This is a genomic window from Streptomyces sp., from assembly GCF_019510245.1.
Taxonomy (GTDB): domain Bacteria; phylum Actinomycetota; class Actinomycetes; order Streptomycetales; family Streptomycetaceae; genus Streptomyces.
In genome coordinates, this window is sequence record NZ_JAEKKT010000144.1 from 21,638 (window position 1) to 48,230 (window position 26,593).

Genomic DNA, 26,593 nt, shown 5'->3' on the forward strand with positions numbered 1-26,593 from the left:
CTCATCTTTCTCGGTGCTTCAGGACCTCGGCGAGGCTCGGCGCCTCCCGGTCCCGCTGGGACATCGACGTGACCGGCCGCGGCCAGGGAATGGCGAGTTCCGGGTCGTCGTAGGCGATCGTCACGTCCTCGGACGGATCGTGCTGACGGTCAATACGGTAAGAGGTGTCCGCGATTTCGGTAAGAGCCTGGAAGCCGTGCGCGCATCCCGCCGGGATGTACACGGTCTTCTGCGTCTCGCCGGAGAGCTCGAAGAAGGCCCGGCCCAGGTACGTCGGCGAGTCGGGCCGCAGGTCCACGACGACGTCGAAGATCTGCCCGTACGAGCACCGCACCAGCTTGGCCTCGCCGGCGCCGGAGCGCAGGTGCAGGCCGCGCAGCACGCCGCGGACCGAGCGGGACACGCTGTCCTGGACGAAGGCGTCCGGGTCGAGGCCCACCGAGCGGACCACGTCGGCGTCGAAGGTGCGGCAGAAGAAGCCGCGTTCGTCGGCGTACGGCGTCGGCTCGAACAGGAACGCGCCGGCGATCTCCGGGACTTCGGTCGCTTTCATGAAGCCTTCCGTGGGGCGTGGGTGTGGTCGTCCGCCGGGAACAGGGTCGCGGTCAGGGCGGTGAACTGCTCGGCGAGTTGCTGTGCGGCGACCCGGTTCCGCGCGGCGAGGGTCTGCCGCAGCTCCGCCGCGTGCTTCTCCAGGTCCCGGAACTGTTCGAGGAGCCGGTCGGCGTCGACCTCGCGGGCGGGATGGCAGTACGCGCCCAGGCCCATGCGGTCCATGAGGGCGTCGCTCTTCGCCGCGTAGCAGAGGGCGAGCACGGGCGTTCCGGTCTTCAGCGCGCAGATCAGGTTGTGGTAGCGGACGGCCACCACGGTGTCGGCGGCCGCCATCTCGTTCATCAGGTCGGCCAGTGAGGCCGGTTCGGCCGCGGTGACCAGCGGGGAGTCGACGGCGTCGAGGATGGCGGCGACCACCGACAGGTCGCACTGGTCGCCGGTGAGGAGCCGCACGGGCCTGCCCTCCTCGACCAGCGTGCGGACGAACCTGATCGTCCCGTCGAGGTAGCGCCGGTGGATCTCGTCGGCGCGGGCGCGGTCGTCGTTGCCGCCGTGGAAGTCCATGACGCCGAGGCAGACGCGGCCCGGCGTGCCGGTGGGCGCGCCCGCCTGTGGTGTCGGGAGGGAGAACGCCAGGTCGGGGTAGACCTCGTCACGGGCGGTGTCGACGCCCATCGCGCGCATCGCGTCCCGGGACTGGCCGTCCCGGTACGACCGGTACGCGGCGAGCCGGGCCGACCAGCGCACCAGGGCGCGGGTGGGGCGGCTCCTGATCTCGGCGGCGCCGACGCTGACCAGCGCGACCCGGGTGCCGAGCAGCCGACCGCTCGCGCACAGCAGGAACAGCGCGTACGGGAAGCCCCACGGCCGCAGCGGCAGGGTGGCCTCCAGGACGCCCATGCCGGGCACGATCACCACGTCGTGCCGGCGTACCCAGGCGGCGGTGCGGAAGACGTCGACGAGTTTGCCGAGGCCCTTCGCCACGACCGCGCCCGCACGGGAGGCGGTCCGGTACTCGGCGCGGTTCCAGTGCAGTCGCGTGGCGGGGATCCCGAACCGGGCCGTCACCGCCTCGGGCCCGCCGCACAGCGCGTCCACGGCCGCGTCCGGGTGCTCGGCGCGGAGGTACCCGAGAACGGCTTCGAGCGACCCGTCGTTGCCGAGGTTGCCGGAGCCGAGCAGGCCGAACAACCCGACGCGCACCGGCGTTCCGTCCGCGGACGTCATGCCCTGCCCCTCCCCTCGCGGCCGGCGACGAGGGCGTCGACGGAGACCGTGAGCAGGGCCGGGTCGACCGGGGCGCGGTCCTCGACCCGTTCGCCGGCGCCCGGCCGGACCCTGCTGGTCATCCATGCGGCCAGGTGCCGGTAGCACGCGCGCCGGTCGGCCGCGGACAGGGGCGCCCGCCGGATCGCCGAGGCGAAGCCCCAGACGTACTCGGCGAGCAGCCGGGGCGTCGAGTGCAGCAGGCCGGCCCGGCGCGGGTCCAGGTTGACGCACCGGGAGCGCTTGGACGGGTTCGCCCGCTCGGCGCGGGTCGGGTGGTCGCGGCGGAAGTAGAGCAGTTCCGGCACCTGGTGGAAGGGCCCGTGCAGGGTGATCTCGGCGACGAACGTGCGGTCCGCGTGGTGGTAGCTGTCCATCGGCTTCACCCGGCGCAGCACGTCGGCCCGCATCACCCCGTAGAAGTCGTCGCCGCCCGGCTCGAACAGGAGGCTGCGGAAGCGCTCCGGCGCGTGCGGCGAGCCGGTGGCGAGGGTGTACGCGTAGGGGACGGTCACCTGTCCGTCGCCGTCGATGACGGCCTGGTCGGTGTGGGCGAGGATCACGTCCGGCCGCTCGTCCAGCGCGTCCACGCAGCGCCGGAGCAGGTCGCGGCCGTAGAGGTCGTCGTGCGAGGCCCACTTGAACAGTTCGCCGCGGGACTCGGCGAACACGTGGTTGTGGTTCGGGGTGGCGCCGATGTTCCGGGGCAGCCGGTGGTACCGGATGCGGGAGTCCTGCGCCGCGTACTTGCGGCAGATGTCCTCGGTCCCGTCGGTCGAGGCGTTGTCGGAGACGACCAGTTCGAAGTCCTCGTAGGTCTGGCCGAGCAGGGCGTCGAACGACTCGGCCAGGTATTCCTCGCCGTTGTACACGGGCAGGCCGATGCTCAGCCTGGGTCGGGCGGTCATGAGGTCCTCACTTCGGGAACGGGGTTGTGGTGGTGCTCGCGCAGGGCGGACCGCAGTTGCAGCCACCAGAGGGCCGAGCCGCTGAGGGTCGCGGCGGCGACGCCCCAGGCCGAGCCGGCCGTGCCGCCGGCGGCCGCGCCGCCGAGCCCGCCGCCGACGTAGCAGGCGGAGGCGAACAGCTGGCAGCGCAGGCTGCGCCGGGCCGCGCCGAGGGCGCGCAGTCCGGCCGCCGCGCCGGTGCCGAGGCCCGCTCCCGCGACGCTGAGGGTGATCTGCACGACGAGGTGCGAGGAGGAGTGCCAGACGTCGCCGAGCGCCAGGTCGCCGAGCCGGTCCGGCATCAGCAGCAGCGCCGAGCCCCAGAGCAGCGCGCCTGCGGCTTGCCCGCCGCCCAGGAGGAGGCAGAACCTGCCCAGTTGGTGCGGGGCCCGGCGCAGCACCCGTGCCGCCTCCGGGACGGTGACCAGCGAGAGCCCCATCAGGACGGCGAGGAACGGGCCCATCAGGAGCTCAGCGCCCCGGATGGCGCCCACGGCGCCGACGCCGACGATCACGCCGACCCCGTACGCCCGCACCTGGCTGGCGCCGCTGAGGCTGACGTTCTCGACCAGGTACCGGTAGCCGAGGTCGCGCTGCTCGCGCAGCCAGCCGCGGGCCTCGGCCGTCCGGGGCCGGATGCCCGACTGGAGGTAGCCGTACCCCGCGGCCACCGTGGCGGACGCGCCCCAGGCGAGCACGAAGGCGGCGACGGTGTCCACGTGGGCCGCCACCACCAGCGCCGGGACCAGCGCGATGCCCCACACGACGTCGTTGACGAACGCCTTCCGCCCGGTGCCGGCCGCGAAGAACGCGAACCGCCAGGCGTCCTGGAGGAGCAGCCCCGGCAGCATGAGGCCCAGGGCGGCGAAGGCGGGCCCCACGCGGCCGCCGAGGCCGAGCCCGGCCGCCACGCACAGCACGCCGAGGGCCGAACCGACGCCGAGCGCGGTACCCGTCGACCGGGCCACCGCCCCGCGCCAGGAGGCCTCCGGCACGCCGCTGAAGCGGACCACGAGCGGGTCGGTGGCCAGGCCCCGGGAGACGTTGAGCACCACGCCGTAGGTCACCCAGGCCAGGCTGAAGACACCGAACGCGGTCACCCCCAGCGAGCGGGCCACGTAGAGGCCCACCGCGAAGTTGCTGATGCTGGAGGCGGCCTGGTCGGCCAGGCCCCAGGACAGCCTGCCGACGAGGGCCCGCTTGGCGGACCCGGCCGGCAGCGCCGTCTTCTGCGGATTCTCCCCCTGGGTGGTCATGTGCGTCATTCCTTGACCAGGTCGGCGCCGCGCAGGGCGTCGGCCGCGGCGGCCACGGTGTCGAACGGGAGCCCGGACCGCTCGGCGACGTCCAGCAGACTGTGCTCGCCGTCGGAGAGGTTGAGCACCCAGAGCATGGCCATCTGCGCCTGCTTGGTGTCGCTGCGGCCGCCGAGCGCGTCGTACAGCCCGCGCCGGCCCAGCTGCGGTTCGCCGTAGGGGCTGAGGTTGACGTACCGCCGGTTGCGGTCGAGGACGGCGAACGCCTCGCGGCAGACGGCGAGGGTGTCCGCCATCGCCGCCGGTGAGACGAAGTCCAGGTTGTCCGCGGAGGTGTGGTACTCGGGGTAGCCGGCGTACGGGGTCCGGGTGAGCGAGCCCACGCCCAGGTTGAAGCCGGGCGAGCAGAACTGCCGCTCGTCATAGCCGTACGGCGTGAACTCGGTGACGCGGTGCGGGCGTTCGGAGGCCGTCAGCACATGCTGGAGCACCCGGTCGATCTCCGCGTCGCCGCGCCTGCTCTGCTTGTACGTCAGGTGGCCGGGGTCCCCGGCGCAGGCCAGCACCAGGCCGTGCCTGACCCGGTCCACCCGCTCCGCGTTGCGGGCCAGCCAGGTGATCGCCCCGATGGTGCCGGGCGCGAACAGGAACCGGTAGGTGTAGTAGGTCGGCTGCTCGGCGAGGGCCCTGGCCAGGTACGTCGCCACCGCGATGCCGGCCAGGTTGTCGTTGGCCAGCGACGGGTGGCAGACGTGGCAGGAGACGATGACCTCGTCGGCGACCTGGCCGGGGACCACGTACTCGGCGTAGGTGAGGTGGCCGTCGGCGAGGGTGGAGTCGATGCGCACCTCGTAGTCGCCGTCCGGCAGCGCGTCCAGGGTCTCCTGGGCCAGGCAGAAGCCCCAGTCCGGCTTGTAGTAGCTGGTGCGGTACGGCACCCAGGACGGGTGGTCCGGCAGGGTGTGCAGGTGCGCGCGCAGTTCCGACAGGGGCATGGTCGCCGACACCGGCACGCTGTATCCGAGCACGTGCAGGCTGGAGGCGGCGAAGTCGACGACCCGGTTGCCCGCCGGGTCGGCGATGTAGGCGTCGCGGATGTTCCACTCCTGCGGCACCGTCCAGTCGAGCACCTGCGTCCCGGTCGGCACCTCGTGCACCTGCAGCGGGATGTACTCCCCGACGATGTCCAGGGTGGCGCGCACACCGTCGCCGGTGATGCTCCGGCAGAGCGGGTACATCCGCTCCACCAGCGCGTACATCTCCTCGCTCACGTCGGTCACCGGCGCCGCCTGAGGGTGTCGTCGACGGTGCCGGCGCCGGACGCCGCGCGCAGCACGGCGAGCCGGGTGTAGCGCTGCTCGAAGTCCTCCCGGGTCAGGTCGAACTTCCGGTACGCGTCGGCGAGTTCGAGCGCGCCCTGCTTCACCGTCCACTCGCAGTCGAAGCCGGGGAGCGCGGCGCGGAACCGGGAGAAGTCCACCCGGTAGGACCGCGGGTCGGCGCCGGTCTCACCGGTGATCACCACCTTGGAGCCGGTCACCGCCTCGGCGACCTGCCCGGCGATCTCGGCGACCGTGACGTTGTTGATCTCGCTGCCGATGTTGAACGCCCGGTCGTGCACCGCCTCGCGCGGCGCGGTCAGCGCGGCCGTGAAGGCCCGTGCGATGTCGGCGGCGTGCACCAGCGGGCGCCAGGGGGTGCCGTCGGAGAGGACCAGGACCTCGCCGGACAGCAGGGCGTGGCCCACCAGGTTGTTCAGCACGATGTCGGCGCGCAGCCGGGGCGAGAAGCCGAAGGCGGTGGCGTTGCGCATGAACACCGGGGTGAAGTCGTCGTCGGCCAGCTCGTGCAGGTCGTCCTCCACCCGCACCTTCGACTCCGCGTACGGCGTCACCGGGCGCAGCGGGGCGTCCTCGGTCACCAACTCGTCGCCGCCGGCGGCGCCGTAGACCGAGCAGGTCGACGCGTACAGGAAGCGCCGTACTCCGGCGTCGCGGGCCAGCCGGGCGAGGCGCACGGACGCGTGGTGGTTGATGTCGTAGGTGAGTTCCGGTGCCAGCGAGCCGAGCGGGTCGTTGGAGAGCGCGGCCAGGTGGATCACGGCGTCCACCCCGGCCACGTGCTCGGCGGTGACGTCCCGCAGGTCGACCCGCTGCCCGGGCGGGTCCTCGGGCCGCGGGCCGAGGACGCAGTCGGCGAACAGGCCGGAGTCGAGGCCGACGACGTCGTGCCCGGCGGCCCTGAGGACCGGGGCCATCACGGTGCCCAGATAGCCCTGGTGTCCGGTCAGTAGTACGCGCAAGGTTCAACCCCCCAGGTTGAGCGTGAGTTTGGTGACGGCGAACGCCTCGGCGTAGCGCGCGTGGCATTCGATGCCGCGGATCCGGGCGAGGCCCAGGAAGGCCTCCCGGTCGTACCAGGGCCGGTGCCGCTGCGAGGGGTAGTGCTCCTGCAGCAGCCGGACCTTGTCTTCGGCGGTCTCCGGCGCCAGCGGCTGGTACGCCGCCGGCCGGCCGAGGTCGCCGTCCCACTTGACGATCTCGTAGCCGAGCACGAGGTGGTCGCGGAACGCGGTGGTCATCAGCTTCGCCAGGCCGCGGTGGTCCTGGTGGGCGTCGTCGGTGCGCGGTGCGAGGACCAGGTCCGGGTCGGTCTGCGCGCGCAGCTCCTCGACGGCGGACTTGGCCTCCTCCCAGTGGGCCGGGAACCGGCCGTCCGGCAGCTTGTGCACGGTCAGCCGCAGGTCGGCGCCCGGGCAGAAGGCGGCGAGGGCGGCCTGTTCCTCCTGCTCGCGCTCGCTGCCGCCGCCGGTGAGCACCAGCGCGTCGACCCGGATGCCGGGCCGCGCCCGGCACAGGGTCAGCAGGGTGCCGCCGGCGCCGATGGCGATGTCGTCGCAGTGCGCGCCCACCGCGACGATCCGGTCCAGGGGGCCGGCCCCGAGCCGGATCACGTTCTGGCTCCGGCGGTGTCCCGCTCCCACACGGCCCACGGGCGGTCGCCCCTCGTGTAGGCGGCGTCGAGTGCGGCCCGTTCCTTCACGGTGTCGGTCGGCTTCCAGAAGCCGCGGTGCTGGTGCGCCACCAGCCGTCCCCGCTTGGCCAGTTGGGCGCAGCCGTCGGCGACCAGGTCGCCGTTCTCGGGTATGTGGTCGAAGACCTCCTGGCGGAGCACGAAGTATCCGCCGTTCTCCCACAGCGGCAGTTCGCTCACCGCGGTGATGCCTCCCACCAGGCCGTCCTCGCCCAGCTCCACGCAGTGGAACGACGACTGCGGCGGCACCACCATCATCGACGCCCCGGCGTCGCGCTGGGCGAACCGGTCGATCATCTCCGGCAGCGGGGCGTCGGTGAGCACGTCGGCGTAGTTGGCGAGGAACATCTCGTCGCCGTCCAGGTGGTGCCGCACCCGGCGCAGCCGCTCCCCGATCGGTGACTCGATGCCGGTCTGCGCGAACGTGATCGTCCAGTCGGCGATGTCGGTGGAGAGCAACTCGGTCTTTCCGCCGCGCAGGACGAAGTCGTTGGAGGTCGTCTCCTCGTAGTTGAGGAAGAAGTCCTTGATGTGGTGGGCGCCGTACCCGAGGCACAGGATGAACTCCTTGTGCCCGAAGTAGGCGTAGTAGCGCATGACGTGCCAGATCAGCGGGCGCGGGCCGACCATCGCCATCGGCTTGGGCACGTCGTCGGAGGTGCCGTTGCGCATCCGCATCCCGTAACCGCCGCAGAACAGGACGACCTTCATGACGTCACCTCGACGATGCTCAGTTCCGGGATGGGAAAGACGAGCCGGCCGCCCCACTCGTGCACGAAGGCCAGCTGCTCGGACAGCTCGGTCCGCAGGTTCCACGGGAGGACGAGGACGAAGTCCGGCCTGTCGGCGGCTATCTGCTCGGGCGCCAGGATCGGGATGCGGGTGCCCGGGGTGAACCTGCCGTGCTTGTAGGGGTTGCGGTCGACGGTGTAGGCCAGCAGGTCGGGGCGGATGCCGCAGTGGTTGAGCAGGGTGTTGCCCTTGCCCGGGGCGCCGTAGCCGACGACCGTCTGGCCGCGGTCGGCCGCGTCGATGAGGAACCGCAGCAGGTCGCGGCGTACCTTGGCCACCCGGGCGGAGAACTCGGTGTACCCGGACAGTTCCTGCAGCCCGGCGGCCTTCTCCCGGGCCAGTGCGTCGGCCACCCGCTGCGTCGGCTCGCCGGCCGCCTCGGCCGGCCGGGCCCACAGCCGGATGGAGCCGCCGTGCGTGGGCAGCATTTCGACGTCCACGAGCGTGAGTCCGCCGCTGGCCAGCGCCCGGGTCGCGGACGCGACCGTGTAGTACTGGAAGTGCTCGTGGTAGATCGTGTCGTACTGGTTCTCCTCGATCAGGGTCAGCAGGTGCTGCACCTCGATGGAGACCCAGCCGTCGTCGGCGACCAGCGCGCGCAGCCCCCGGGTGAACCCGACGACGTCGGGGATGTGCGCGTACACGTTGTTGGCGACGACCAGGTCCGCCGGGCCGTGCTCCGCGCGGACGGCCGCGCCGGTGTCCGGGGAGAGGAACTCCGTGAGCGTGGGCACCCCCGCCTCCCGGGCCGCGGCGCCGACGTTCACCGACGGCTCGATGCCGAGGCAGCGCATGCCGCGGTCCACCACGTGCCTCAGCAGGTACCCGTCGTTGCTCGCCACCTCCACCACGAAGGCGTCGGGGCCGAGCGGAAGCCGCTCCGCGGCATCGGCGACGAAGCCGCGCGCGTGCTCCACCCAGGAGGTCGAGTACGAGGAGAAGTAGGCGTACTCCTTGAAGGTCTCCTCCGGCGTGATCAGCGGAGGGATCTGCGCGAGCCAGCAGTCAGTGCAGACCCGCAGGTGCAGCGGGTAGGCCGGCTCCGGCTCGTCCAGTTGGTCCACGGCGAGGAAGCTCTCGCACGGCGGCGTCGCCCCCAGGTCGACGACGCTCGCCATCGCTTCCGAGCCGCACAGTCGGCATCGTGTCATGTGCTGTCCCCATCCCCCCTGCTCGCGCGGGTCTCCCCGCCGCGAGCCTGTGCCGACCGCCCCGCGATCGCGGTGCGGTACTCCTCCAGCAGGCGCCGCAGGCCGACGGCCGGGCTGAAGCCCTGCTCGTAGCGGCGGCGGGCGGCCTGGCCCATCTCCCGGTTGCGGGCCGGGTCGGCCGCGACCCGGCGTATGCAGGACGCGAGCGAGGCGGGCTCGCCCGGCCGGTGCAGCAGCCCGGTGACCCCGTCCTCGACGAGTTCGACGAAGGCGCCGTGGCCGGCGGCGACGGTCGGGACCCCGGCCGCCATCGCCTCCACGACCACCAGGCCGAACGCCTCCAGCCAGGTCGAGGGCGCCACCACGGCGACCGACCGCGCGACGGCCTTCCGGCACTCCGCCGTGTCCAGCAGGCCGGCGTAGCGGACGTCGTCCCGGCCCGCCGCCCAGGCGGTCACCTCCCGCTCCAGCGGCCCCGTGCCGGCGATCACCAGCGGCACGCCCACACCGCCGCTCGCCGCGATCTCGTCCCACGCGGCCATGAGCAGCCGTACCCCCTTGGCCTCCGCGAGCCGGCCGAGGTAGAGCACCTGCTCTCCCTCGCCCTCCCGGCACGTGCCCGGGTCGGGCACGAAGTTGTGCTTCACCGCCAGGCGTTCGGCCGGCATGCCGGAGCGCACCAGGACGTCGCGCTGGGCCGCGGAGATGCACAGGAACCGCTCCACGCCCGACCACCACCGGCGCCGGTTGGCCGACAGGCTGACGGCGAGCGGCACCGTCGCGAGGCGGGAGCCCCGGTAGCAGCCGTGCCGGACGGCGGGCAGCGGTGTGGAGCCGACGCACTCGGTGCACGGCCGGCCGTCCCGCTGGAGCGTGCCGGGCGGGCAGACCTGGGTGTAGTTGTGCAGCGTGGCGACGGCGGGCACACCGGCGTCGGCGCACGCGGCGAGGACCGCGGGCGACAGGAGCGGGAAGACGTTGTGGACGTGCACCACGTCCGGCCGCTCGGTGCGCAGCCGGGCGGCGAGTTCCGCGCGGACCGCCGGGTTCCACGGCACGAGGAGCGGCACCGCGACCTTGCCGAGGAGGGACCGGGCGGCGATGTCGTCGCTGCGCCGCTCGAACACCCCGACCCGGTGCCCGGCCGCGCGCAGCAGCTCCACCTCCTGGTCGACGACCTTGTTCTCCCCGCTGGGCTGTGCGGAGCCGTAGCGGTTGTGCACCACGAGGATGTCCATGGTCAGGTCGCCTCCGATCCCTGGGTCCGCGGTCGGGGGAGTTCGGGCGCCGTGGGAGCTGCCGCCGCCGCGGGTGAGGCCAGCAGCGAGGCGGCCAGGGCCAGATGCAGCAGGTACGGCGAGGCGTCGCCGAGACCGGCCTCGGTGTACGAGGCGATCGCGCAGTAGCTGATCAGGAAGATCGCGCAGGCCCGCTGGAGCGACGGCGGCCGCAGCAGGGCGACGCCGCCCAGCACGACGATGATCACCGCGACCAGGGTGACGCCGATCAGACCCTGCTCGTTGTAGACGGCCAGCCAGCTGTTGTCGATCGGCAGCCCGCCGAACGACTTGTCGCCGAGGCCCACCCCGAGGAACTTCTCCGAGGTCGTCCGGGGTGCGGCGAGGAGGGCGTCCCAGACCTTGGCCCGGCCGGTGAGGCTGGAGAAGTTCTCCTTGCTCTGCCCGCGCAGGAACCACGTCTGCAGCGCGGAGGCGAAGCCCACCGCGACCACCACGGCGAACAGCACCGCCCACGTGAAGAAGCGGCGGGCGGCCGCGCTGGTCAGGATGAGCGAGCCGATCGCCAGCGCCAGCCCGAGGAGCAGGCCGAGCGTGGCCGTCCGGGTGTGCGTCAGCGCGAGCAGCACGAAGGACGGCACGATGACCACCGCGGCGCTGGTCCGGTCGGTCCGGCGGCCGAGCAGGAGCAGCGCGGTGAGCCCGATGATCACCGCCGCGTACTGCCCGATCTGCGGCGGCGTGAGCGGCCACAGCGCGCCGACCAGGCGGCCGCCGTAGAGGTCGGGCAGGGCCGCGCCCGGTGAGACGACCAGGCCGACGGCCACCGATCCGAGCACCGCGAAGTACGCCCGGATGTGGTACCGGACGAACGTCAGGCTGCCGTCCCACCAGCGGCTGAGCAGCCACAGGGTGCAGATGAAGAGCGTCAGCCGGAAGCAGCGGAACAGCGCGCCGAACCCGGACTCCAGGTTGGCGCTGGAGATCACGCTCGTCACCAGCAGCAGGGTGAGCAGGAGCAGGTAGGAGCTGGCCCGGACGCGCAGCCGGAGGTTGACCGCGAGCGCCAGCGCGAACGCGGCGACCAGGGCGCCCATGGTGACCATCTGGATGAGGGAGCGGGGCAGCGTGACGATGGTCTTCGCCCCGGCGGAGCCGAGGGTGTTGAGGACCAGGAGTCCCCAGACGATCCCGACGATTTTCGGGGTGCCGGCGGGGCCCGGTGCGGCGCCGGGCCGCGGGTCCCGCTGCCCGTCCGTCTGCGTGCCCATGTGCGTGTCCATGTGCGTGTCCATCTCAATCACCGGACCCTTGGCCGAGGGTGCTGCCCGCGTCCTGCCGGTAGTCCGCGCCCTGCCACTCGTCGAAGTCGAGCACCTGGCTGGGGTCCTGGGCGACGAACTGCCACGGTCCGAGGTAGACGTTGTGGTGCCAGCGGTTGTCCTGTCTGCGGGTGATCGCCTCGGCCACCTTCTCGCCCTTGTACGGCGACCAGTCCGGATAGGTCCCGTAGTTGGACAGCACCGCCATGCGGTTGCACATCTCGGTGCACCTGACCACGGACTCGTCGAGCACGAAGCGGTTGTCGTGGATGTCCACGCGCTGGGTCTTCCACCGGCAGTCGGCGTAGAGCGGTGCCTTGGCGATGGCCGGCTGCGCGCAGCGGTGGGTGTTCTTCACCAGCAGGGTGCAGTCACCGGACGACGTGTTGGCCGGACTGTTGCAGAACCGGTCGGCGTTCTCCCACAGGGTGATCCCGGACCAGTTGTTCTCCAGCACGTTCCGGTAGATCTCGATCTTGTCGGTGCGGGCCCGGATCCGGGGTTCGCCGCCCGACTCGGACAGGTAGACGGCCGCGTACGGGAAGTTGTCGCCCCGGTCGGCGTACTTGCGGCCCTCGACCCAGTTGTTCCGCCGGATCGTGTTGTTCCGGATGACCGCGTTGTAGCTGGTCTCGTAGATCAGCGCGGCACCGTCGTTGGCCTCCAGCACGTTGTTCTCGATGAGGAAGTCGTTGTCGTCGGTGTCCGCCCACAGCCCGGCTCCGTGGTTGCCGTGCACCCAGTTGCCGCGTACGTCGGCGCCGTTGACGGCCCAGAACTTGACGCCTCCGGTGCAGCCGCAGCCCTGCTGCCGGCGCTCCCAGTCGTCGGTGTTGTTGCCCACGATCTCGTTGTCCTCGACCACCAGGCCGGTGATGCCGCCGCCGCCCTTGTAGGCGTTCATTCCGTACTGTCCGTTGTCGCGCAGGCAACTGGACCGGACCCGCTGGTGGGCGCCGGCCATCAGCCCCGCTCCGGAGTTGTCCTGGATCGTCGCGTGCTCGATCACCCAGCCGTCGGCCGAGTCGTGGTTGACCACGCCCTCGTTCTGCGGTGCGACGAAGTGCTGCACGGTCAGGTAGCGGATGGTGACGTCGCGAGCGGTGCCCGCGAACGCGTACTGGTTCTTCTTCCCGCCGTCGAGCACCGCGCCCGGCGCGCCGAGGTAGCGGTCCCCCTGCTTGGGGACGACCTGGGCGAAGCGGTCCGGGGCGAGTCTGTGCTTGCCCGGCCGGAGCCAGAACGTGGTGTTCGCGGGGCTGCTCCTGGTCTTCGCCGCCAGGTCGCCGACGACCGCGGGGTTGGCGCAGACCCGGGCCACGGCCCGGGCCGCGCTCGTGGACGTGGACGGCGCGGCGGTCGGCTTCGCCGCCGGGGCGCCCGGCGTGCCGTCGCAGCCGGTCGCCGCCAGCAGAACCAGCGCCAGCGGTGCCGCCGCCAGCGCCCAGTGCCGACTGTTGCTCCCCACGTGCACCCCTAGCCGCCGAACCTGAGCACGGTGGTGAACCCGCCCGCGCCGTCGGCGGAGCCGGTGCCGGTGCCGGTGCCGACCAGCGTCGTGGTGGGTTCCTTGCGCCCGAATCCGGCGGAGTACCAGCCGAGCGGCGGGTCGGTCTCGCCGCGGTGCGCCCGCCAGGACAGCTGCGCGGGCAGGTCGAGCACCGCGGAACGGCCCTCGCCGTCCCGGATCCAGGTGAGCACCGCCCGGTTCCCCACCAGGTCCGCGGCGATCTCCGGGCCGAGGTGGAACGCCAGCCGCACGGTCCGGCGCGGGCCGCGCACCTCGTCGACCACCCTCAGCTCCTGGCTCGCCGCCGTCAGCTCCACCCGGCGGCGATGGACCGAGCCCTGGTAACCGTCGTGCTCGGCGCACCAGCCGGCCGTTCCCCCGCCGGAGGTCTCCACGGCCAGCACGCGGGTGCGGGCCTGCCGGGTCCACAGGAACGGGCCGCCGGAGACGGACTGGTCGGTGCCGTCCAGTTGCAGCGTGTTGTGGCCGAGAGTCGACCGGAAGTACTGCCGCCACACCGGCTGCCCGTGGTAGCAGAAGGTCCCCGGGTCGGCGAGCACGTCGACCCCGTCGTGCCGGACCTCGACGGACAGCGCGTCCGCGTGGGCGTGCGCGGCGATGGACAGGAAGCCGTGCGGACCGCCGTCGCAGCGGCACCAGATCCCGCCCGGACCGCGCAGGATCGTCATGCCCGCGTCGGCGAGGTGGGCCGGCCGGACTGCCGGGCGGGTCACGGACACTCCGGTGGGCTTGATGAGCGCGGCCAGCAGCGGTGTGCGCACATCGGTGTCGGTCACCTCCGGCCACCAGGTGAGCCGGCCGAACACCGCGTCACCGGTGGCCAGCAGCGAGGCCCAGCGGTCGGTGCCCGTGCCGTCCACGACCAGACCGTGCCCGTCGTCCGCGTCCCCCTGGCGCGGCGGCCGCAGCCGGTCGTCCACGACGGCCGCGAGCGCGTCGGTCATCCGCAGCAGCACCAGCCGGACGGAGGCGGGGACCGGCACGCCCGCGGCATCCGCCTCGGCCACCGCGGCCAGGCCGAGCTCCAGCACGAGCCCGTGGTACTCGGTGGCCAGCTCACGGTTGAGGCCGGAGGCGAAGGTGTTGCCGCGCAGGTGCCGCTCCAGCGACCGCAGCGCGTCGGCCCGCCAGCGCCCCGAGGCGGGGAACCAGGCGAACGCGCAGGACGCGGCGAACTGCCCGGCGGCCTCGGCGATGACGTGGTTGTTCGCCGAGGAGCCCCGGCTGGGGAAGGCGGCCAGCCAGCGCTGGTGGTGCCAGATCTGGTTCAGCGCCACCGGGTTGTCCTCGAACAGCCCGGCCGCGCCCGGCCAGTCGTCGAGCAGCCTGCGGATCCACACCCAGGACAGCAGCCGGATGCCCAGCTCGATGCCGCTGATCCAGTGCACGCCCCGCAGCGGCGGGTTGGCCGTCCACCACGACCGCAGGTGGTCGGCGACACGCTCGGCGTACCGCTCGTTCCCGGTGACCGCGTAGGCGGCGGCGAGGACGGTGAGGTACTGGTGCCGGGACAGCTCCCAGATCTGCTTGATGTCCCCGACCGCGTCCTCGTCGCGGTACGGCACGTCGAAGGCGTAGCCCCAGGGAGCCCGGCGCCCGGTCCTCGGGTCGCACCACCAGTCCGGGTCGGTGAGGTCGTCGCGGACCACCCCGAAGTACTCGACGTGGCCGTACATCAGCCGGTCGGCCTCGGCGACGAGACGCTTCGCGGCGTCCGGTGGCACCGCGGCGAGCGTCCCGGCAGGCAGGACCGCGGTGAACCGGGCGCCGGTCACGCTCGGGCAGTCCGGCCGGACGGACCGCCACCGCCGTCTGCGCACCGTGTCGCCCACCCGGCCCGCGACCTCGCGCGGTCCCATCCGGGAGAGGCGTCGCAGGTACCAGCTCGGGCTCATGGTCATCGGGCCCGCTCCAGCGTCACCGGCGCGCCGGAGGCCAGGGCGCCGCGCACGGCGAGGGTGGCCGCCGTGGTGGCGACCAGCGACTCCACCGGCACCGGCATCGGCCCGCCGGTCCGGACGGCCTTGACGAACGCGGCCAGTTCGGCGTTCTGGCCCTTGTCGCGGGCCCTCGGCAGCCGCGAACTCACCCAGCGCTTGCGGCCGTACACCGAGGCGCGGACGAAGTCGTCGAGCCTGAGCACCTTGCCGTCGGCGACGAGGTCCAGCGTCTCCTTGGGGAAGCCGGGTGCGCCGGTGGTGACGTAGCTGATGGCGGCGGTGGATCCGTCCGGGTAGCGCAGCACGATCTGCAGGTCCTCGTTGCCGGACGGGGCGACCGCGTACACCGAGACCGGGTCGGCGTCGAGCAGCCAGCTCGCCGTGTCGACGAAGTGGCCGCCCTCGCCCTCGAACCGCGAGCCCTCGGTGCCCTGGCGCAGGTACCAGCTGCCGTGCTGCAACTGGCCGGCGTTGACCAGGTAGCGCAGGCTCGCCGGTCCGGTCCGGGCGCCGAACCGCTGCTTGGCCTCGGTCAGCAGCGGCGCGAAGCGGCGGTTGAAGCCCACCTGCAGCCGGTCGTTGCCGGACTCCTCCACCGCCGCGAGCACGCCCGCCAGTTCGTCCTCGGTGAGGGCCAGGGGCTTCTCCACGAACACCGTCTTGCCGGCCAGCAGTGCCCTGCGGGTCAGTTCGGCGTGCGAGCTGTGCCGGGTGGCCACGAACACCGCGTCGATCGACGTGTCGCCGAGCACGGCGTCGAGGTCGGTGGTCGCCTCGGCGAAGCCGAACTTCCGCTGCGCGTTGGCTGCGGAGAGCGCCGTCGTGGTGACGACGGTCGACAGCTCGACGCCGTCGCGCTGGGCCAGGTGCGGCAGCAGCATCGACGTGGCGTAGTTCCCCGCGCCGACGAAGGCGAGGCGCACCGGTGAGGTGGCGGCCCGGGCCGGGGCGGCCGCTGCCTCGCCGCGGCGCACCGCGGGCACGGACACCGACGGGGCCTGCGCCTCCCCTTTTTCCTTCGCCCCTTCCGCCGTCTCCTCCGGCTGTTCGGGGTACCGGAACAGCACCGCGACGGCCTTGAGATCGCCGTCCTTCAGCCGCCGGTACGTCTCGACCGCGTCGTCGAAGTCGGCGACGTGGGAGACCAGGGGCTCCACGTCGACGCGGCCGCGGGCGACGAGGTCGAGGAAGCACGCCAGGTTGCGGCGCTCGGTCCAGCGCACGTAGCCGATCGGGTAGTCGCGTCCCTCCAGCTCGTACTCCGGGTCGTAGCGGCCGGGTCCGTAACTGCGGGAGAACCGGACGTCGAGCTCCTTCTCGTAGTACGCGTTCCACGGCAGGTCCAGGCGGCACTTGCCGATGTCGACGACCCGGCCGCGGTCCCGGCAGAGCCGGGCGGCGAGCTCGACGGGCTGGTTGCTGCCGCCGCCGGCGGCCAGGTACACCTGGTCCACGCCGTGCCCGTCGGTGAGTTCGGCGACGGCGGTTTCCACGGCCGCGGAGGCGGGGTCGCCGCAGGCCGCGGCGCCCAGGCGCTCGGCGAGTTCGCAGCGCGCCGGGTCGGGGTCTGCGCCGACGACACGGACCCCCGAGGCGCCGAGGAGCTGGACCACCAGCTGCCCGATCAGGCCGAGGCCGATGACCAGGGCCACCTCGCCGAGCTGCGGTTCGCCCTGACGGACGCCCTGCATCGCGATCGACCCGACGGTGCCGAAGGCGGCGTGGCGCGGCGCGAGACCGTCCGGCACCGGGGTGTAGAGGTTCTTCGGCACCCAGTTCAACTCGGCGTGCAGCGCGTGCTCGTTGCCGGCGCAGGCCACGAGGTCGCCGGCCTTCACGTCGTCGATGCCGGCGCCGACCTGCTCGACCACCCCGCACAGCGAGTAGCCCAGCGGCGTGTAGGAGTCCAGCTTGCCCATCACCTTGCGGTAGGTGGCGGGCACCCCGTTGGTGGCCACGCTCTGCATGACCTTGGCCACCTGGTCGGGCCGGGAGCGGGCCTTGCTCAGCATGGACATGCCGGCCTCGGAGACCTTCATGAGCTCGGTGCCGGTGGAGATCAGCGAGTAGGCGCTGCGGACCAGCACCCCGCCCGGCTTGCACCCCGGGACCGGAACGTCGAGCACCGCCAGCTCGCCGCTCTTGTAGTTCTGTACAACCTGTTTCACCGGAACTCCCCTGATTCCTAAGCCGTTTGCCGAGTGCTCTGGCCGGACCCAGAGGTCGCGTCGCGATACCAGTACTCGAGGGTCAGCACATGCCACAGATGCTTGGAGAAGTCCTGCTGCCCGGCGGCGTCCTCGGCGACCATCCGCGCCAGCGCGTCACGGCGCAGGAAACCGGAGCGGACGAGCTCACCGTCGTTGACGACCTCGCGCACCAGCGGCGCCAGATCCCGGCTCATCCAGGCCCGCAGCGGCGCGCTGAACAGGCCCTTGGGCCGGTAGACGATCTCCCGGGGCAGGACCGAGGTGGCCGCCTCCTTGAGGACGGCCTTGCCCTGCCGTCCGACGATCTTGCGGTCGCCGGGCACCGCGAACGCCGCCCTGACCACCTCGACGTCCACGTACGGCACGCGTACCTCGGTCGAGGCGGCCATGCTGGAGCGGTCCGTGTACGTGAGGTTCAGGCCCGGCAGGAACATCCGGGCGTCGGTGAGGCACATCCGGTTGACGAAGTCGTCGAGGTCGTTGTCCCGGTAGACGTCCGCGTGCTCGGTCAGCACGTCGTCGACGGTCCCGGCCAGGTCCGGGTCGAGCAGGGCGAGCAGCTCGTCCTGGTCGTACATGGTGTAGCTGCGCCGGAAGGCGGTCTCCTCCGGCAGGTCGGCGAAGGAGAGGAACCGCTTGGCGAAGCGCACCGACCGGTACCCGCGGCGGGCCGTCGCGACCGGCAGCCGGTCCACGGCTCCCGAGATCCCGCGCCGCAGGGGCCTGGGGACGCGCTGGTAGCGCAGCGCGATCACGTTGGCCAGGTGCTTGCGGTATCCGGCGAACAGCTCGTCCGCGCCCATCCCCGAGAGCATCACCTTCACCCCGGCCTCCCGGGCGGCCGAGCAGATCAGGTACGTGTTGATCGCGGCGGGGTCGCCGATCGGCTCGTCCAGGTGGTGGGTCATCCGCGGCAGCAGGTCGAGCACGTCCGGCGCGATCTCGATCTCGTGCAGGTCGACGCCGAACCGCTCGGCCACCTGGCGGGCGTAGCGCAGGTCGTCGGGCATCGCCTCGAACCTGGCGTCCTCGGCGCGGAAGCCGATCGTGTAGGCGGAGATCCCCGGCTGGTGGCGGGCCGCCAGCGCGGTCAGGTAGCTGGAGTCGAGGCCGCCGGAGAGGAAGGTCGCCACCGGTACGTCGGAGAGCAGGTGGCGGCGGGTCGACTCCTCGACGACGGCGGCCAGGTCGGGCCGCTCACCGGCCAGGGCCCGCTCCCGGCCCTCGGCGGCGACCTCCTTCAGGTCCCAGAACCGGCCGCGCTCCACCCGCCCGTCGGGCCGGCACCGCAGCCAGCTGCCCGGCGGCAGCTTCTCCGCCTCGCGGAACGCGCACCGGGAGTCCGGCACCCAGTAGTACAGCAGCGAGGCCACCAGCGCCGCGTCGTCCACCTCCAGTTTGCCGCCGGTGGCGGCGGCGAGCGCCTTGAGCTCGGAGGCGAACACCAGGCCGCCGCCGCGCCGGAGCAGGAACAGCGGTTTGATGCCGAGCTGGTCGCGGGCGAGCACCAGGTCCCCGGTGCGCTCGTCGAAGATCCCGAAGGCGAACATGCCGCGCAGCCGGGGCAGGCAGTCCGTGCCCCAGCGCCGCCAGGCCTCCAGGAGCACCTCGGTGTCGGAGGTGCCCCGGAAGCGCACCCCGGTGCCCTCCAGCTCGGCACGCAGCTCGGGCGCGTTGTACAGCTCGCCGTTGTACGTCAGGACGAGGCCGTCCGAGGCCATCGGCTGGGCGCCGGTGTCGGAGAGGTCGATGATGGCCAGCCGGCGGTGCCCGAGGTGCACGTCGCCGTCGCCCACGGGGTGGCTGTACCGGCCCGCCCCGTCCGGGCCGCGGTGGGCGAGGGTGTCGGTGAGCCGGTCGGTCACGGCCTTTCCGTCCGGCCATCGGTAGGTGCCTGCGATGCCGCACATGTCTTACCGCGCCTCCTGGTCGTTGTCCGGGCCACGGACGGCCCACACCGGCTTCCGCTCCGCCCGCCGCTGGCCCTCCCCCCCTGCCTGGACGGCGTGGGAGGTACCCCCACCCTGCTGCCGGGCCGGCCGCTCGCTGCGGCCGCGCAGCGCGGTGTGCAGCCCGTCCCACAGGGTGCCGTCGGTCCGGTCCCGCGGATCGGGGTCGATCAGCACCACACCGATCACCGGGATGCGCTGGTCCGCGAGCTGCCGGGCCACGGTGTGCAGCCAGGCGGCGCTGCCGTGCCCGGCCCGCACCACGAGCACCGTCTGGGTGCCGAGGTGCTGGAGGTCGGTCCACGCCGTGCCGGGCGCCACCGAGCCGACGCCGATCCGGCGCTGCTGCGGCGGCACGGCCGCGGCATGCTCCGCGCCGACCACGGTCGGCTCCCCGGGCTTCCGCCGGCGGCCCGCCAGCTGCTGACGGGGCAGCGCGTCGACGACGGTCACCGGCCCCTCCGCCGCCAGGGCCCTGGCGAGGTCCAGGGCGATCACGCTCGCGCCACGGACACAGCCGAGTTCCAGCAGGGACACCGGTTCCGCGGAGCCGCGCAGGGTGCGGGCCAGGGACGCGGCGAGCCGTTCGCGGGTCAGCCGGGTCCGTCGGCGCTGCCACGGCCGGCCCGGCCGGCGGGGCAGCTCCGCGATGACCGAGGCGCCCAGGTTCGCCGCGATGTCCCGGCGCAGCACGGGGCGGTCCGCCACCACCGTGCCGACCGCGGCCCCCGCGAGCCCGAGGAAGAGCCCGAGGACGAGGCCGATCGCGCCGTCGGTGGCGACGGCCTTGGGCAGGGAGTGCCGCAGGGCGCGCGGGGTGTCCACGATCTGCGTGCCGGCGACGACCTGGGGTGCGCCGGTCCGCGCGTCCGCGGCGCGTTCGTCGAAGTCGGAGATGCGCGAGTTGAGTTCGGCGCGGCGGGCGAAGAGCGACTCGAGCGTCGCCGACGCCTTCGGGTCGCTGTCCGCCGACTGGTTTCCGATCTCCTTGTTGACCTGGGCGAGTTCGTTCCGCATGCGGTCGCGCTGGTCGAGCAGGGCCTGGGCCTCGGCCTGCGCGGTCCGCTGCATCCGCTGCACGTGGTCGGCGACGAACGCGTCGGCCAGCGCCTTGGCACGGGCCACCGCCTGAGCGTCGGTGTCGCCGGTCACGGTGATCTGCAGCAGGTTGTTGGTCAGGCCGGCGCCTTTGTAGTCCTGGAGGAAGTCCTCGGGTTTCTCGGTGGACTTGAGGGACCGCAGGGCCTTGTCGGCGATCTGCGTGGTCTGGAGGAGCTGGACGTCGGTGCGGATCAGCGTCCCGGTGTCGTTCGGCTGGTCCGCTTCGTGCGCGACCAGCACCTCGGTCACCGCGGTCGGCGCCGGCGGCATCGCGACCGCCAGCCCGGAGCCCCCTATCAGGCCGAGGAGCGCCGTGGCGTACCAGAGGCGGCGGCGCCTGCGCACCGCCACCACCAGGGCCTGGAGGTCGACGAGCGGAGCGGCGGCCGGAGACTCCGCGGTCGTGCTGGTCGTCACGCTGAACCTCCTGTGGCCTGGCCGCGAACCGCGAGTGCGAGAGTGGCGTCGTCCGGGGGTTGACCGGCGCGCCGCGTCTCACGGGCGCGGACCGGGTCGGCGACGACGAAGCCGAGGACCTCGTGGCGGCCGTCCGCACACGCCTCGGCGATGCCGGCGAGCTCCTCCGCCGTCCAGCTGCCCGCGCTGAGGACGACCAGGGCACCGGACTCGCTGTCGCGGTCCGGCACGATCGGCCGGTCCGCCGAGACCTCCACCACCCGCAGCTGCGGATCGCTCTTGGCCTCGGCGGCGAGCCGTCCGGCGGCCCGGCGGGCGACCTCGTCGCCGGCCGGTACGACCACCAGCAGCCGCCGCGGGACGGGCAGTTGCTCCCGGAGGCGGGCGCACACCCGCCGGTAGCGGATCCGCCGGGCGGCCTCGTCGTCGGACCTCGGCGGGGTCGGCCGGTCCCACCGGGTGTCGGTGCCGAGGAGCCGACGGATCAGGCTCGGCCGGGCATCGCCCTCGGGCCGGTGCGCGCCGCGCCCTCCGGCGGGCACCTCCACGGTGCCCAGCAGCGCCGAGCCCAGCGCCGCGGTGATCTCCGGTTCGGTGCGCAGCCGGCGGTTCATCCGGGCGGCGGCGAGGTGGCCGATGACCGCGAGCACGAAGAACAGCAGTGCTCCCGCGCCGATGAACTGTGTCCTCGTCGGCGGCGCCTCGCCGGTCGGCCGGGCCGCCGGCCCCATGACGACCATGCCGGCCTTGTTGGTCGCCGGGTTGGCCTCGTCCAGCTTCGTCATGGCCTCCTCCAGCGAGGTGCTCAGCTTCTCCAGCTCGGTCCGGGCCTGCACACCCTCGACGGTCTGCCCCGGATCGGACGCGTCGGCCAGTTCGGTGATACGGCGGTTGGTCTCCTCGACCTGCTTGCGCAGCGCCTCGGCCTCGGTGGCCGTCGCGGAGTCGGTGCCGCCGCCCGCGACCCGGGCGGCGAACTTGACGAACTGCGCGGCCACCTGGTCGGAGAGCTGCTGCGCGCGCTCCGGGGTGCCGGCCGTGCCCGAGATCTTGATGATGTTCCCGTCGGCGGCCGAGGCGGTCACCCGGTTCCGCAGCTCGGCGGCGCTGACGTCCCGCCAGCCGAGCGCGGCGGCCGCGCGGTCGACCACCGTCGAACTGGTCGCTATGTCCACCTGGGTCAGCAGCTCGCGCTCTTCCCACTGTCCCGGCAGCAGGACCGACGCCGACGTCGTGTACTGCGGCGGGAACACCACCGAGGCGCCGTAGCCGACGAGTGCTCCCACCACGGCGAGGACGGCGAGAAACCGCCAGCGCCGACGGAATATCCGCCCGATGGTGACCAGACGTATCGATTCCTCGCTCAACTGCGCTGCCTCTTCCCTGTTCGAACCTGTTCGGCCGCCGACACCGGGGTGTGGTCACGGCAGGCTGCGGTGTAGGCAGCAAGCAGCGAGGCTTGCGAGTTGCGCCAGGAGAGCGGCCCGCTGACCCGCTCCTGGCCGATCTTGCCCATCCGGGCCCGCCGGTCCGGGTCGTCGAGGAGCTGCGCGACGAGCGCGGCGAACTCGGTCTCGTCGTCGTCGGCCGCGTAGACGGCGGCCTCGCCGGCGGAGACGCGCGCTTCCTTCAGGTCGAACGAGACGATCGGCCGGCCCATCGCCATGTACTCCAGGACCTTGTTCATGGTCGACACGTCGTTGAGCGGATTGCGCGGGTCGGGAGAGAGGCAGACGTCCGCGGTGGACAGGTAGCGGACCAGGTCGGCGTCCGGAATGCGCCCGGTGAACTCCACCTGCTCGCCGAGCCCGAGCCGCCGGGACAGCTCCACCATCGCGTCGAAGGCGTCGCCGGAGCCGACGAACACGGCGTGCCAGTCGGTCCGCCCGTGCTCGTCGCGGAGCTTCGCGAGGGCCCGCAGCGCGTAGTCGACGCCGTCCTGCGGGCCCATGACGCCGAGGTAGCAGAGCAGATGGGGCTTGCCGCGCTTCAACTCCGGCTCGGGCGGGACCGGTTGGAACCGCTCGACGGCGGGTGCGCTGCGCACCACGAACACGTCTTCGGGCCGTCGGCCGCCGCGGCGTATCGCGACGTCGCGGTAGCTCTCGTTGGTGGCGAGGACGATGTCCGCGGCCCGGTAGGTCCGCCGTTCCAGTGCGCACACGGCGCGGTAGAGCAGGTCCTCGCCGCGGCCGAACCGGGAGAGGTACAGCTCGGGTACCAGGTCGTGCTGGTCGAAGACGAACCGTGCGCCGCGCCGCTTCAGCCACAGCGCCGGCAGGAACAGCAGGTCGGGCGGGTTGCAGGCGTGGACCACGTCGACCGGGCCGACCTTGCGGGCCAGCCGGGCCGTGTGCCAGAGCGCCGATCCGTACTCCTTCAGGTAACCGGCCGGGCCTCCGGTGGCCGCGCGCAGCGGGTAGCGGTGGATCCGCACCCCGTCGATCTCCACCTCCGGCTCGGTGTCGCGCTTGGTGCCCTGCGGACAGATGACGTGCACCGTCCAGCCCGCGTCGCGCAGCGTCGTGCACTCCTGCCAGACCCGCCGGTCGAACGGCACGGACAGGTTCTCCACCAGGATCAGCGCGCGCCGGCCGCAGCCGGCGCCGCCGGTCGTGTCACCAGGCAAGGCCCACGTACCCCGGTTCGGCCCGGCGCGCCTCGGCGTCGGGAAGGCGGACGAGGTCGACGATCACGGGTCCTTCGCCGTGCGGCAGCGCCGCCGCCACGGCCGGCTCCCTGGTCCCGACCAGGCAGACCTCGGCGTGGTCGAGCACCTCCTCGACGGAGTCCGCGAGCAGCTGCGCGAGGTGCGGCAGCCGGGTCTCGATGTACTCGCGGTTCGCGCCGATCAGCCGGGAGAGGCTCACGTTGGCGTCGTAGATCTTGATGTCGTACCCCTTGCCGAAGAGCCGCTCCGCCAGCTCGACGAGCGGGCTCTCGCGGAGGTCGTCGGTGCCGGGTTTGAAGGACAGTCCGAACATCCCCACCCGGCGCCTGCCGGTCCGCTCGACCAAATCCACCGCGCGTTGCAGGTGGTCGGAGTTGGAGGTGAGCACGTGGGCGAGGATGGGTACCGAGACGTCGGCCCGCTGGGCCGCGTGGACCAGGCTGCGCAGGTCCTTGGGCAGGCAGGAACCGCCGAAGGCGAAGCCGGGCCGCAGGTAGGCGGGGCTGATGTTCAGCTTGCGGTCGGCCAGGAACACGTCCATCACCTGGTGCGAGTCCACTCCGAGCGCCTGGCAGACCGCGCCCAGCTCGTTCGCGAAGCCGATCTTGAGGCCGTGGAACGCGTTGTCCGCGTACTTGATCGCCTCGGCCGTCGGCACCGGCACCCGGAACACCTCGCCGGGCAGGCCCTCGTACAGCGCCAGCACCGCGTCGCCGCTTGCCGGGTCGAGTTCGCCGACGACGGTCTTGGGCGGGTCGAAGAAGTCCCGCACGCTCGTGCCCTCGCGCAGGAACTCCGGGTTGACCGCGACCCCGAAGTCCACCCCGGCCGTGCCGCCGACGTTCTTCTCCAGGATCGGCACCAGCAGGTTCAGGCAGGTGCCGGGGAGCATGGTGCTGCGGAACACGATGGTCTGCCGGCCCCCCTCCTTGACCCCCTCGGCCAGCGCGGCGCCGATCTGCTCGGTGACCCGCTCCAGGTACGTGGTGCACAGGCTGCCGTTGGGCTCCGACGGAGTGCCCACGCAGACCAGGGACACCTCGCTGCCCATGATCGCCTCGCGGACGTCGCCGGTGGCGCGCAGGGCTCCGGTCCGCACGACCTCGGCGAGAAGCTCGCCGATACGTTCCTCCACCACCGGGGCCTTGCCGTCGTTGACCAGATCGACCTTCACCTGGTTGACGTCCACCCCGATGACCTCGTGGCCCATGCCGGCCAGGCACGCGGCTGACACGCAGCCCACGTAGCCGAGCCCGAAAACGCTGACTCTCATGACTCGTCCCTCCCCCCGGGCAGGCCCTTGTGGCCTGCGCTCCGCGCGTCGGCCCGCCGACGCCCCCCGCGCATCAGTAGGCCCCCTGCCCGTGGAGCACCGCACGCATCGTCTTCCACAAGATCACCGTGTCGAGGGCGAGCGACCAGTCCTCCACGTACCGCAGGTCGAGGCGGACCGCCTCCTCCCACGGCAGGTCGCTGCGTCCGCTGATCTGCCACAGGCCGGTGAGGCCGGGCTTGACCAGCAGCCGCCGGCGGATGTCCGGGTCGTACGCGGCACACTCCTCCGGCAGCGGGGGCCGCGGGCCGACGAGTGACATCGCGCCGGTGAGCACGTTGAAGAGCTGCGGGAGTTCGTCGATCGAGTACCGGCGCAGCACTGCTCCCACCCGGGTCACCCGTGGGTCCCGGCGGACCTTGAACAGCAGCCCCGCGCCCTCGTCGCGGTCGGCGAGTTCGGCACGCGCCCGGTGTGCGCCGACGACCATGGTGCGGAATTTGTAGATCGTGAACTCGCGGCCGTCCTTGCCGACCCTGCGCTGGCGGTAGAAGGCCCCGCCCCGGCTGTCCGCCAGGACGAGCAGCGCGACGAACGCCATCAGCGGCGCGAACACCATCAGCAGGACTGCCGCGCCCACCCGGTCGACGACTTCCTTGATCGCCCGGCGGCCCCCGGTGAAGGTCGGCAGGCTGACCCGCAGCAGCGGGATCCCGAGCACCGCGTCGACGTGCAGCCGCGGGCCGGCCACCTCCATCAGCACCGGGGCCACGACCATCTCGGCATCGCTGCCCTCGAGGTTCCAGGCCAGCCGCTGCAAGCGGTCGGGCGTCCAGTAGGGGTCCGGCGTGACCGCGACGACACGGTAGCCGTCGTGGCGGACGTGCTTGGCGACGTCCGCCAGTCCGCCGACGACCGGTACGCCCTCCAGTTCGTCGTCGTCGAGCCCGCGGCCGTCGGTCGTGCACACCGCCTCCACCCGCCAGCCGATGTGCGGGAACTTGCGGGTCCGGGTGATCAGATCACCCACGGTGGACGGGCTTCCGGCAGCGAGCACGGGTCTCAGGCACCGCCCGTCCTTGCGCCGTCTGTGCAGATCGAGGCGGAGCAGATAGCGCGCGGTCATGGTGACGAGCCCGATCGCGGGGATCGCTACGAAGATCCAGAGTTTGATGTTGCGTGAGGTGAGGGCGATCCCGCCCAGCGCCAGGACGACGGTCGCCGCGAACAGCGAGCGTCCCAGCCGGCGGAATTCCTCGGCGCCCTGGCCGAGCACGGCCGGAGCCCACGACCGGCCCACCACGAGCGCCGACAGCACCAGCAGTTCGGTGCCGAACGCCAGAATCCCCCACTTCTCGTGCCAGTTGGCCGCGTCCCGGCCGCCGAAGAACTCGCCGATCCCGGCCACCACGATGGCGGTGGCCACGGTATCGCTGATGATCACGGTACGTCGGTACCGCTGCTCCCACTCGATCGCCGGTCCGTTGACCGACCCGTTCGCCAGCCGTCTTCGCGCCGGCGGAAAAGGGTCGACTAGTCCCCCCTGCCGCACAGAAACCCCCCGGTCCCCAGTGGTTCGACATGGCGCCCTGACACCATTCCTCCCCCCGGGAGGCCCCCGCCTCCCGTACGCTTCCGCCCCGGGAGGCCCCCCCGGCTCCCCGCGCCGCACTGTTCCTTCCGCGGACGGCCCCCGCCCTCCGCGTTTGACATCCCGGCTACTTAAGCGCTGTTCGTACGATCCGCCCGTGCCGCGGCGGACCTGCCTGCCCTGCAAGGCTCCCGAAGCGCACCGGGAACCCGTCGGAACCGCGGGTGTCCCGCACCCGAAGTCCCCGTCGGGCCCTAGGAGTTGACCACTCCCACGCCCGGCGGCACGGACGCGGCCACTGGCCCGTCCGCATCGCCTGACCCATAGATCATCATTTGTCGCCCCGTGTC

The 26,593-nt window shown here is 72.6% G+C and carries 20 protein-coding genes; all 20 read right to left on the bottom strand.

Annotated features, from left to right (window positions below; translation table 11 throughout):
• Position 1: 1 nt before the first annotated feature.
• On the bottom strand, positions 2 to 553 hold the full coding sequence (gene rfbC / locus JF597_RS24460) for a dTDP-4-dehydrorhamnose 3,5-epimerase (RefSeq protein ID WP_293998578.1): 552 nt from the start codon (positions 551 to 553) through the stop codon (positions 2 to 4).
• Complete coding sequence (locus tag JF597_RS24465; RefSeq protein ID WP_293998580.1) at positions 550 to 1,782, bottom strand: polysaccharide pyruvyl transferase family protein; 1,233 nt, start codon at positions 1,780 to 1,782, stop codon at positions 550 to 552. Before JF597_RS24465 ends, rfbC begins: the two co-directional genes overlap by 4 nt.
• The gene (locus JF597_RS24470; protein WP_293998582.1) at positions 1,779 to 2,729 is read right to left on the bottom strand and encodes a glycosyltransferase family 2 protein; all 951 of its coding nucleotides are present in this window, start codon (positions 2,727 to 2,729) and stop codon (positions 1,779 to 1,781) included. The genes JF597_RS24465 and JF597_RS24470 overlap by 4 nt, the downstream gene beginning before the upstream one ends.
• Complete coding sequence (locus tag JF597_RS24475; RefSeq protein WP_293998585.1) at positions 2,726 to 4,024, bottom strand: hypothetical protein; 1,299 nt, start codon at positions 4,022 to 4,024, stop codon at positions 2,726 to 2,728. Before JF597_RS24475 ends, JF597_RS24470 begins: the two co-directional genes overlap by 4 nt.
• A gap of 5 nt (positions 4,025 to 4,029) precedes the next feature.
• Positions 4,030 to 5,283 carry a DUF4910 domain-containing protein gene (locus JF597_RS24480; RefSeq protein ID WP_293998798.1) on the bottom strand — a complete coding sequence of 418 codons (1,254 nt, stop codon included), beginning with the start codon at positions 5,281 to 5,283 and terminating at the stop codon, positions 4,030 to 4,032.
• 17 nt (positions 5,284 to 5,300) lie between these two features.
• Positions 5,301 to 6,326, bottom strand: coding sequence for an NAD(P)-dependent oxidoreductase (locus JF597_RS24485; RefSeq protein WP_293998587.1), 1,026 nt, complete (start codon positions 6,324 to 6,326; stop codon positions 5,301 to 5,303).
• A 3-nt stretch (positions 6,327 to 6,329) separates the two neighbouring features.
• Complete coding sequence (locus JF597_RS24490; RefSeq protein WP_293998590.1) at positions 6,330 to 6,977, bottom strand: PIG-L deacetylase family protein; 648 nt, start codon at positions 6,975 to 6,977, stop codon at positions 6,330 to 6,332.
• Entirely contained in the window at positions 6,974 to 7,768 is a 795-nt protein-coding gene (locus JF597_RS24495) for a sugar phosphate nucleotidyltransferase (RefSeq protein WP_293998593.1), read from the bottom strand. The genes JF597_RS24490 and JF597_RS24495 overlap by 4 nt, the downstream gene beginning before the upstream one ends.
• A complete protein-coding gene (locus JF597_RS24500) occupies positions 7,765 to 9,000 on the bottom strand; it encodes a class I SAM-dependent methyltransferase (protein WP_293998595.1) in 1,236 nt (411 codons plus the stop codon). Before JF597_RS24500 ends, JF597_RS24495 begins: the two co-directional genes overlap by 4 nt.
• A complete protein-coding gene (locus tag JF597_RS24505; protein ID WP_293998598.1) occupies positions 8,997 to 10,238 on the bottom strand; it encodes a glycosyltransferase in 1,242 nt (413 codons plus the stop codon). The genes JF597_RS24500 and JF597_RS24505 overlap by 4 nt, the downstream gene beginning before the upstream one ends.
• 2 nt (positions 10,239 to 10,240) lie before the next feature.
• A complete protein-coding gene (locus tag JF597_RS24510; protein ID WP_293998799.1) occupies positions 10,241 to 11,509 on the bottom strand; it encodes an O-antigen ligase domain-containing protein in 1,269 nt (422 codons plus the stop codon).
• 25 nt (positions 11,510 to 11,534) lie between these two features.
• Positions 11,535 to 13,028, bottom strand: coding sequence for a right-handed parallel beta-helix repeat-containing protein (locus JF597_RS24515; RefSeq protein WP_293998601.1), 1,494 nt, complete (start codon positions 13,026 to 13,028; stop codon positions 11,535 to 11,537).
• Positions 13,029 to 13,036: 8 nt separating this feature from the next.
• Complete coding sequence (locus JF597_RS24520; protein ID WP_293998604.1) at positions 13,037 to 14,992, bottom strand: alginate lyase family protein; 1,956 nt, start codon at positions 14,990 to 14,992, stop codon at positions 13,037 to 13,039.
• The gene (locus JF597_RS24525; RefSeq protein WP_293998606.1) at positions 14,989 to 17,199 is read right to left on the bottom strand and encodes a bi-domain-containing oxidoreductase; all 2,211 of its coding nucleotides are present in this window, start codon (positions 17,197 to 17,199) and stop codon (positions 14,989 to 14,991) included. Before JF597_RS24525 ends, JF597_RS24520 begins: the two co-directional genes overlap by 4 nt.
• A gap of 17 nt (positions 17,200 to 17,216) precedes the next feature.
• Positions 17,217 to 19,151 (bottom strand): asparagine synthase (glutamine-hydrolyzing), encoded by a 1,935-nt coding sequence (gene asnB / locus JF597_RS24530; RefSeq protein WP_293998609.1) that lies wholly within the window; start codon positions 19,149 to 19,151, stop codon positions 17,217 to 17,219.
• Positions 19,152 to 19,154: 3 nt separating this feature from the next.
• Complete coding sequence (locus JF597_RS24535; RefSeq protein WP_293998612.1) at positions 19,155 to 20,708, bottom strand: Wzz/FepE/Etk N-terminal domain-containing protein; 1,554 nt, start codon at positions 20,706 to 20,708, stop codon at positions 19,155 to 19,157.
• Complete coding sequence (locus JF597_RS24540; protein WP_293998614.1) at positions 20,705 to 22,075, bottom strand: Wzz/FepE/Etk N-terminal domain-containing protein; 1,371 nt, start codon at positions 22,073 to 22,075, stop codon at positions 20,705 to 20,707. The genes JF597_RS24535 and JF597_RS24540 overlap by 4 nt, the downstream gene beginning before the upstream one ends.
• On the bottom strand, positions 22,072 to 23,337 hold the full coding sequence (locus JF597_RS24545; RefSeq protein ID WP_293998617.1) for a glycosyltransferase family 4 protein: 1,266 nt from the start codon (positions 23,335 to 23,337) through the stop codon (positions 22,072 to 22,074). The genes JF597_RS24540 and JF597_RS24545 overlap by 4 nt, the downstream gene beginning before the upstream one ends.
• Positions 23,327 to 24,652, bottom strand: a complete 1,326-nt coding sequence (locus tag JF597_RS24550; protein WP_293998620.1) for a nucleotide sugar dehydrogenase — start codon at positions 24,650 to 24,652, stop codon at positions 23,327 to 23,329. The genes JF597_RS24545 and JF597_RS24550 overlap by 11 nt, the downstream gene beginning before the upstream one ends.
• Positions 24,653 to 24,725: 73 nt before the next feature.
• On the bottom strand, positions 24,726 to 26,204 hold the full coding sequence (locus JF597_RS24555; protein WP_293998623.1) for a sugar transferase: 1,479 nt from the start codon (positions 26,202 to 26,204) through the stop codon (positions 24,726 to 24,728).
• Positions 26,205 to 26,593 lie beyond the last annotated feature (389 nt).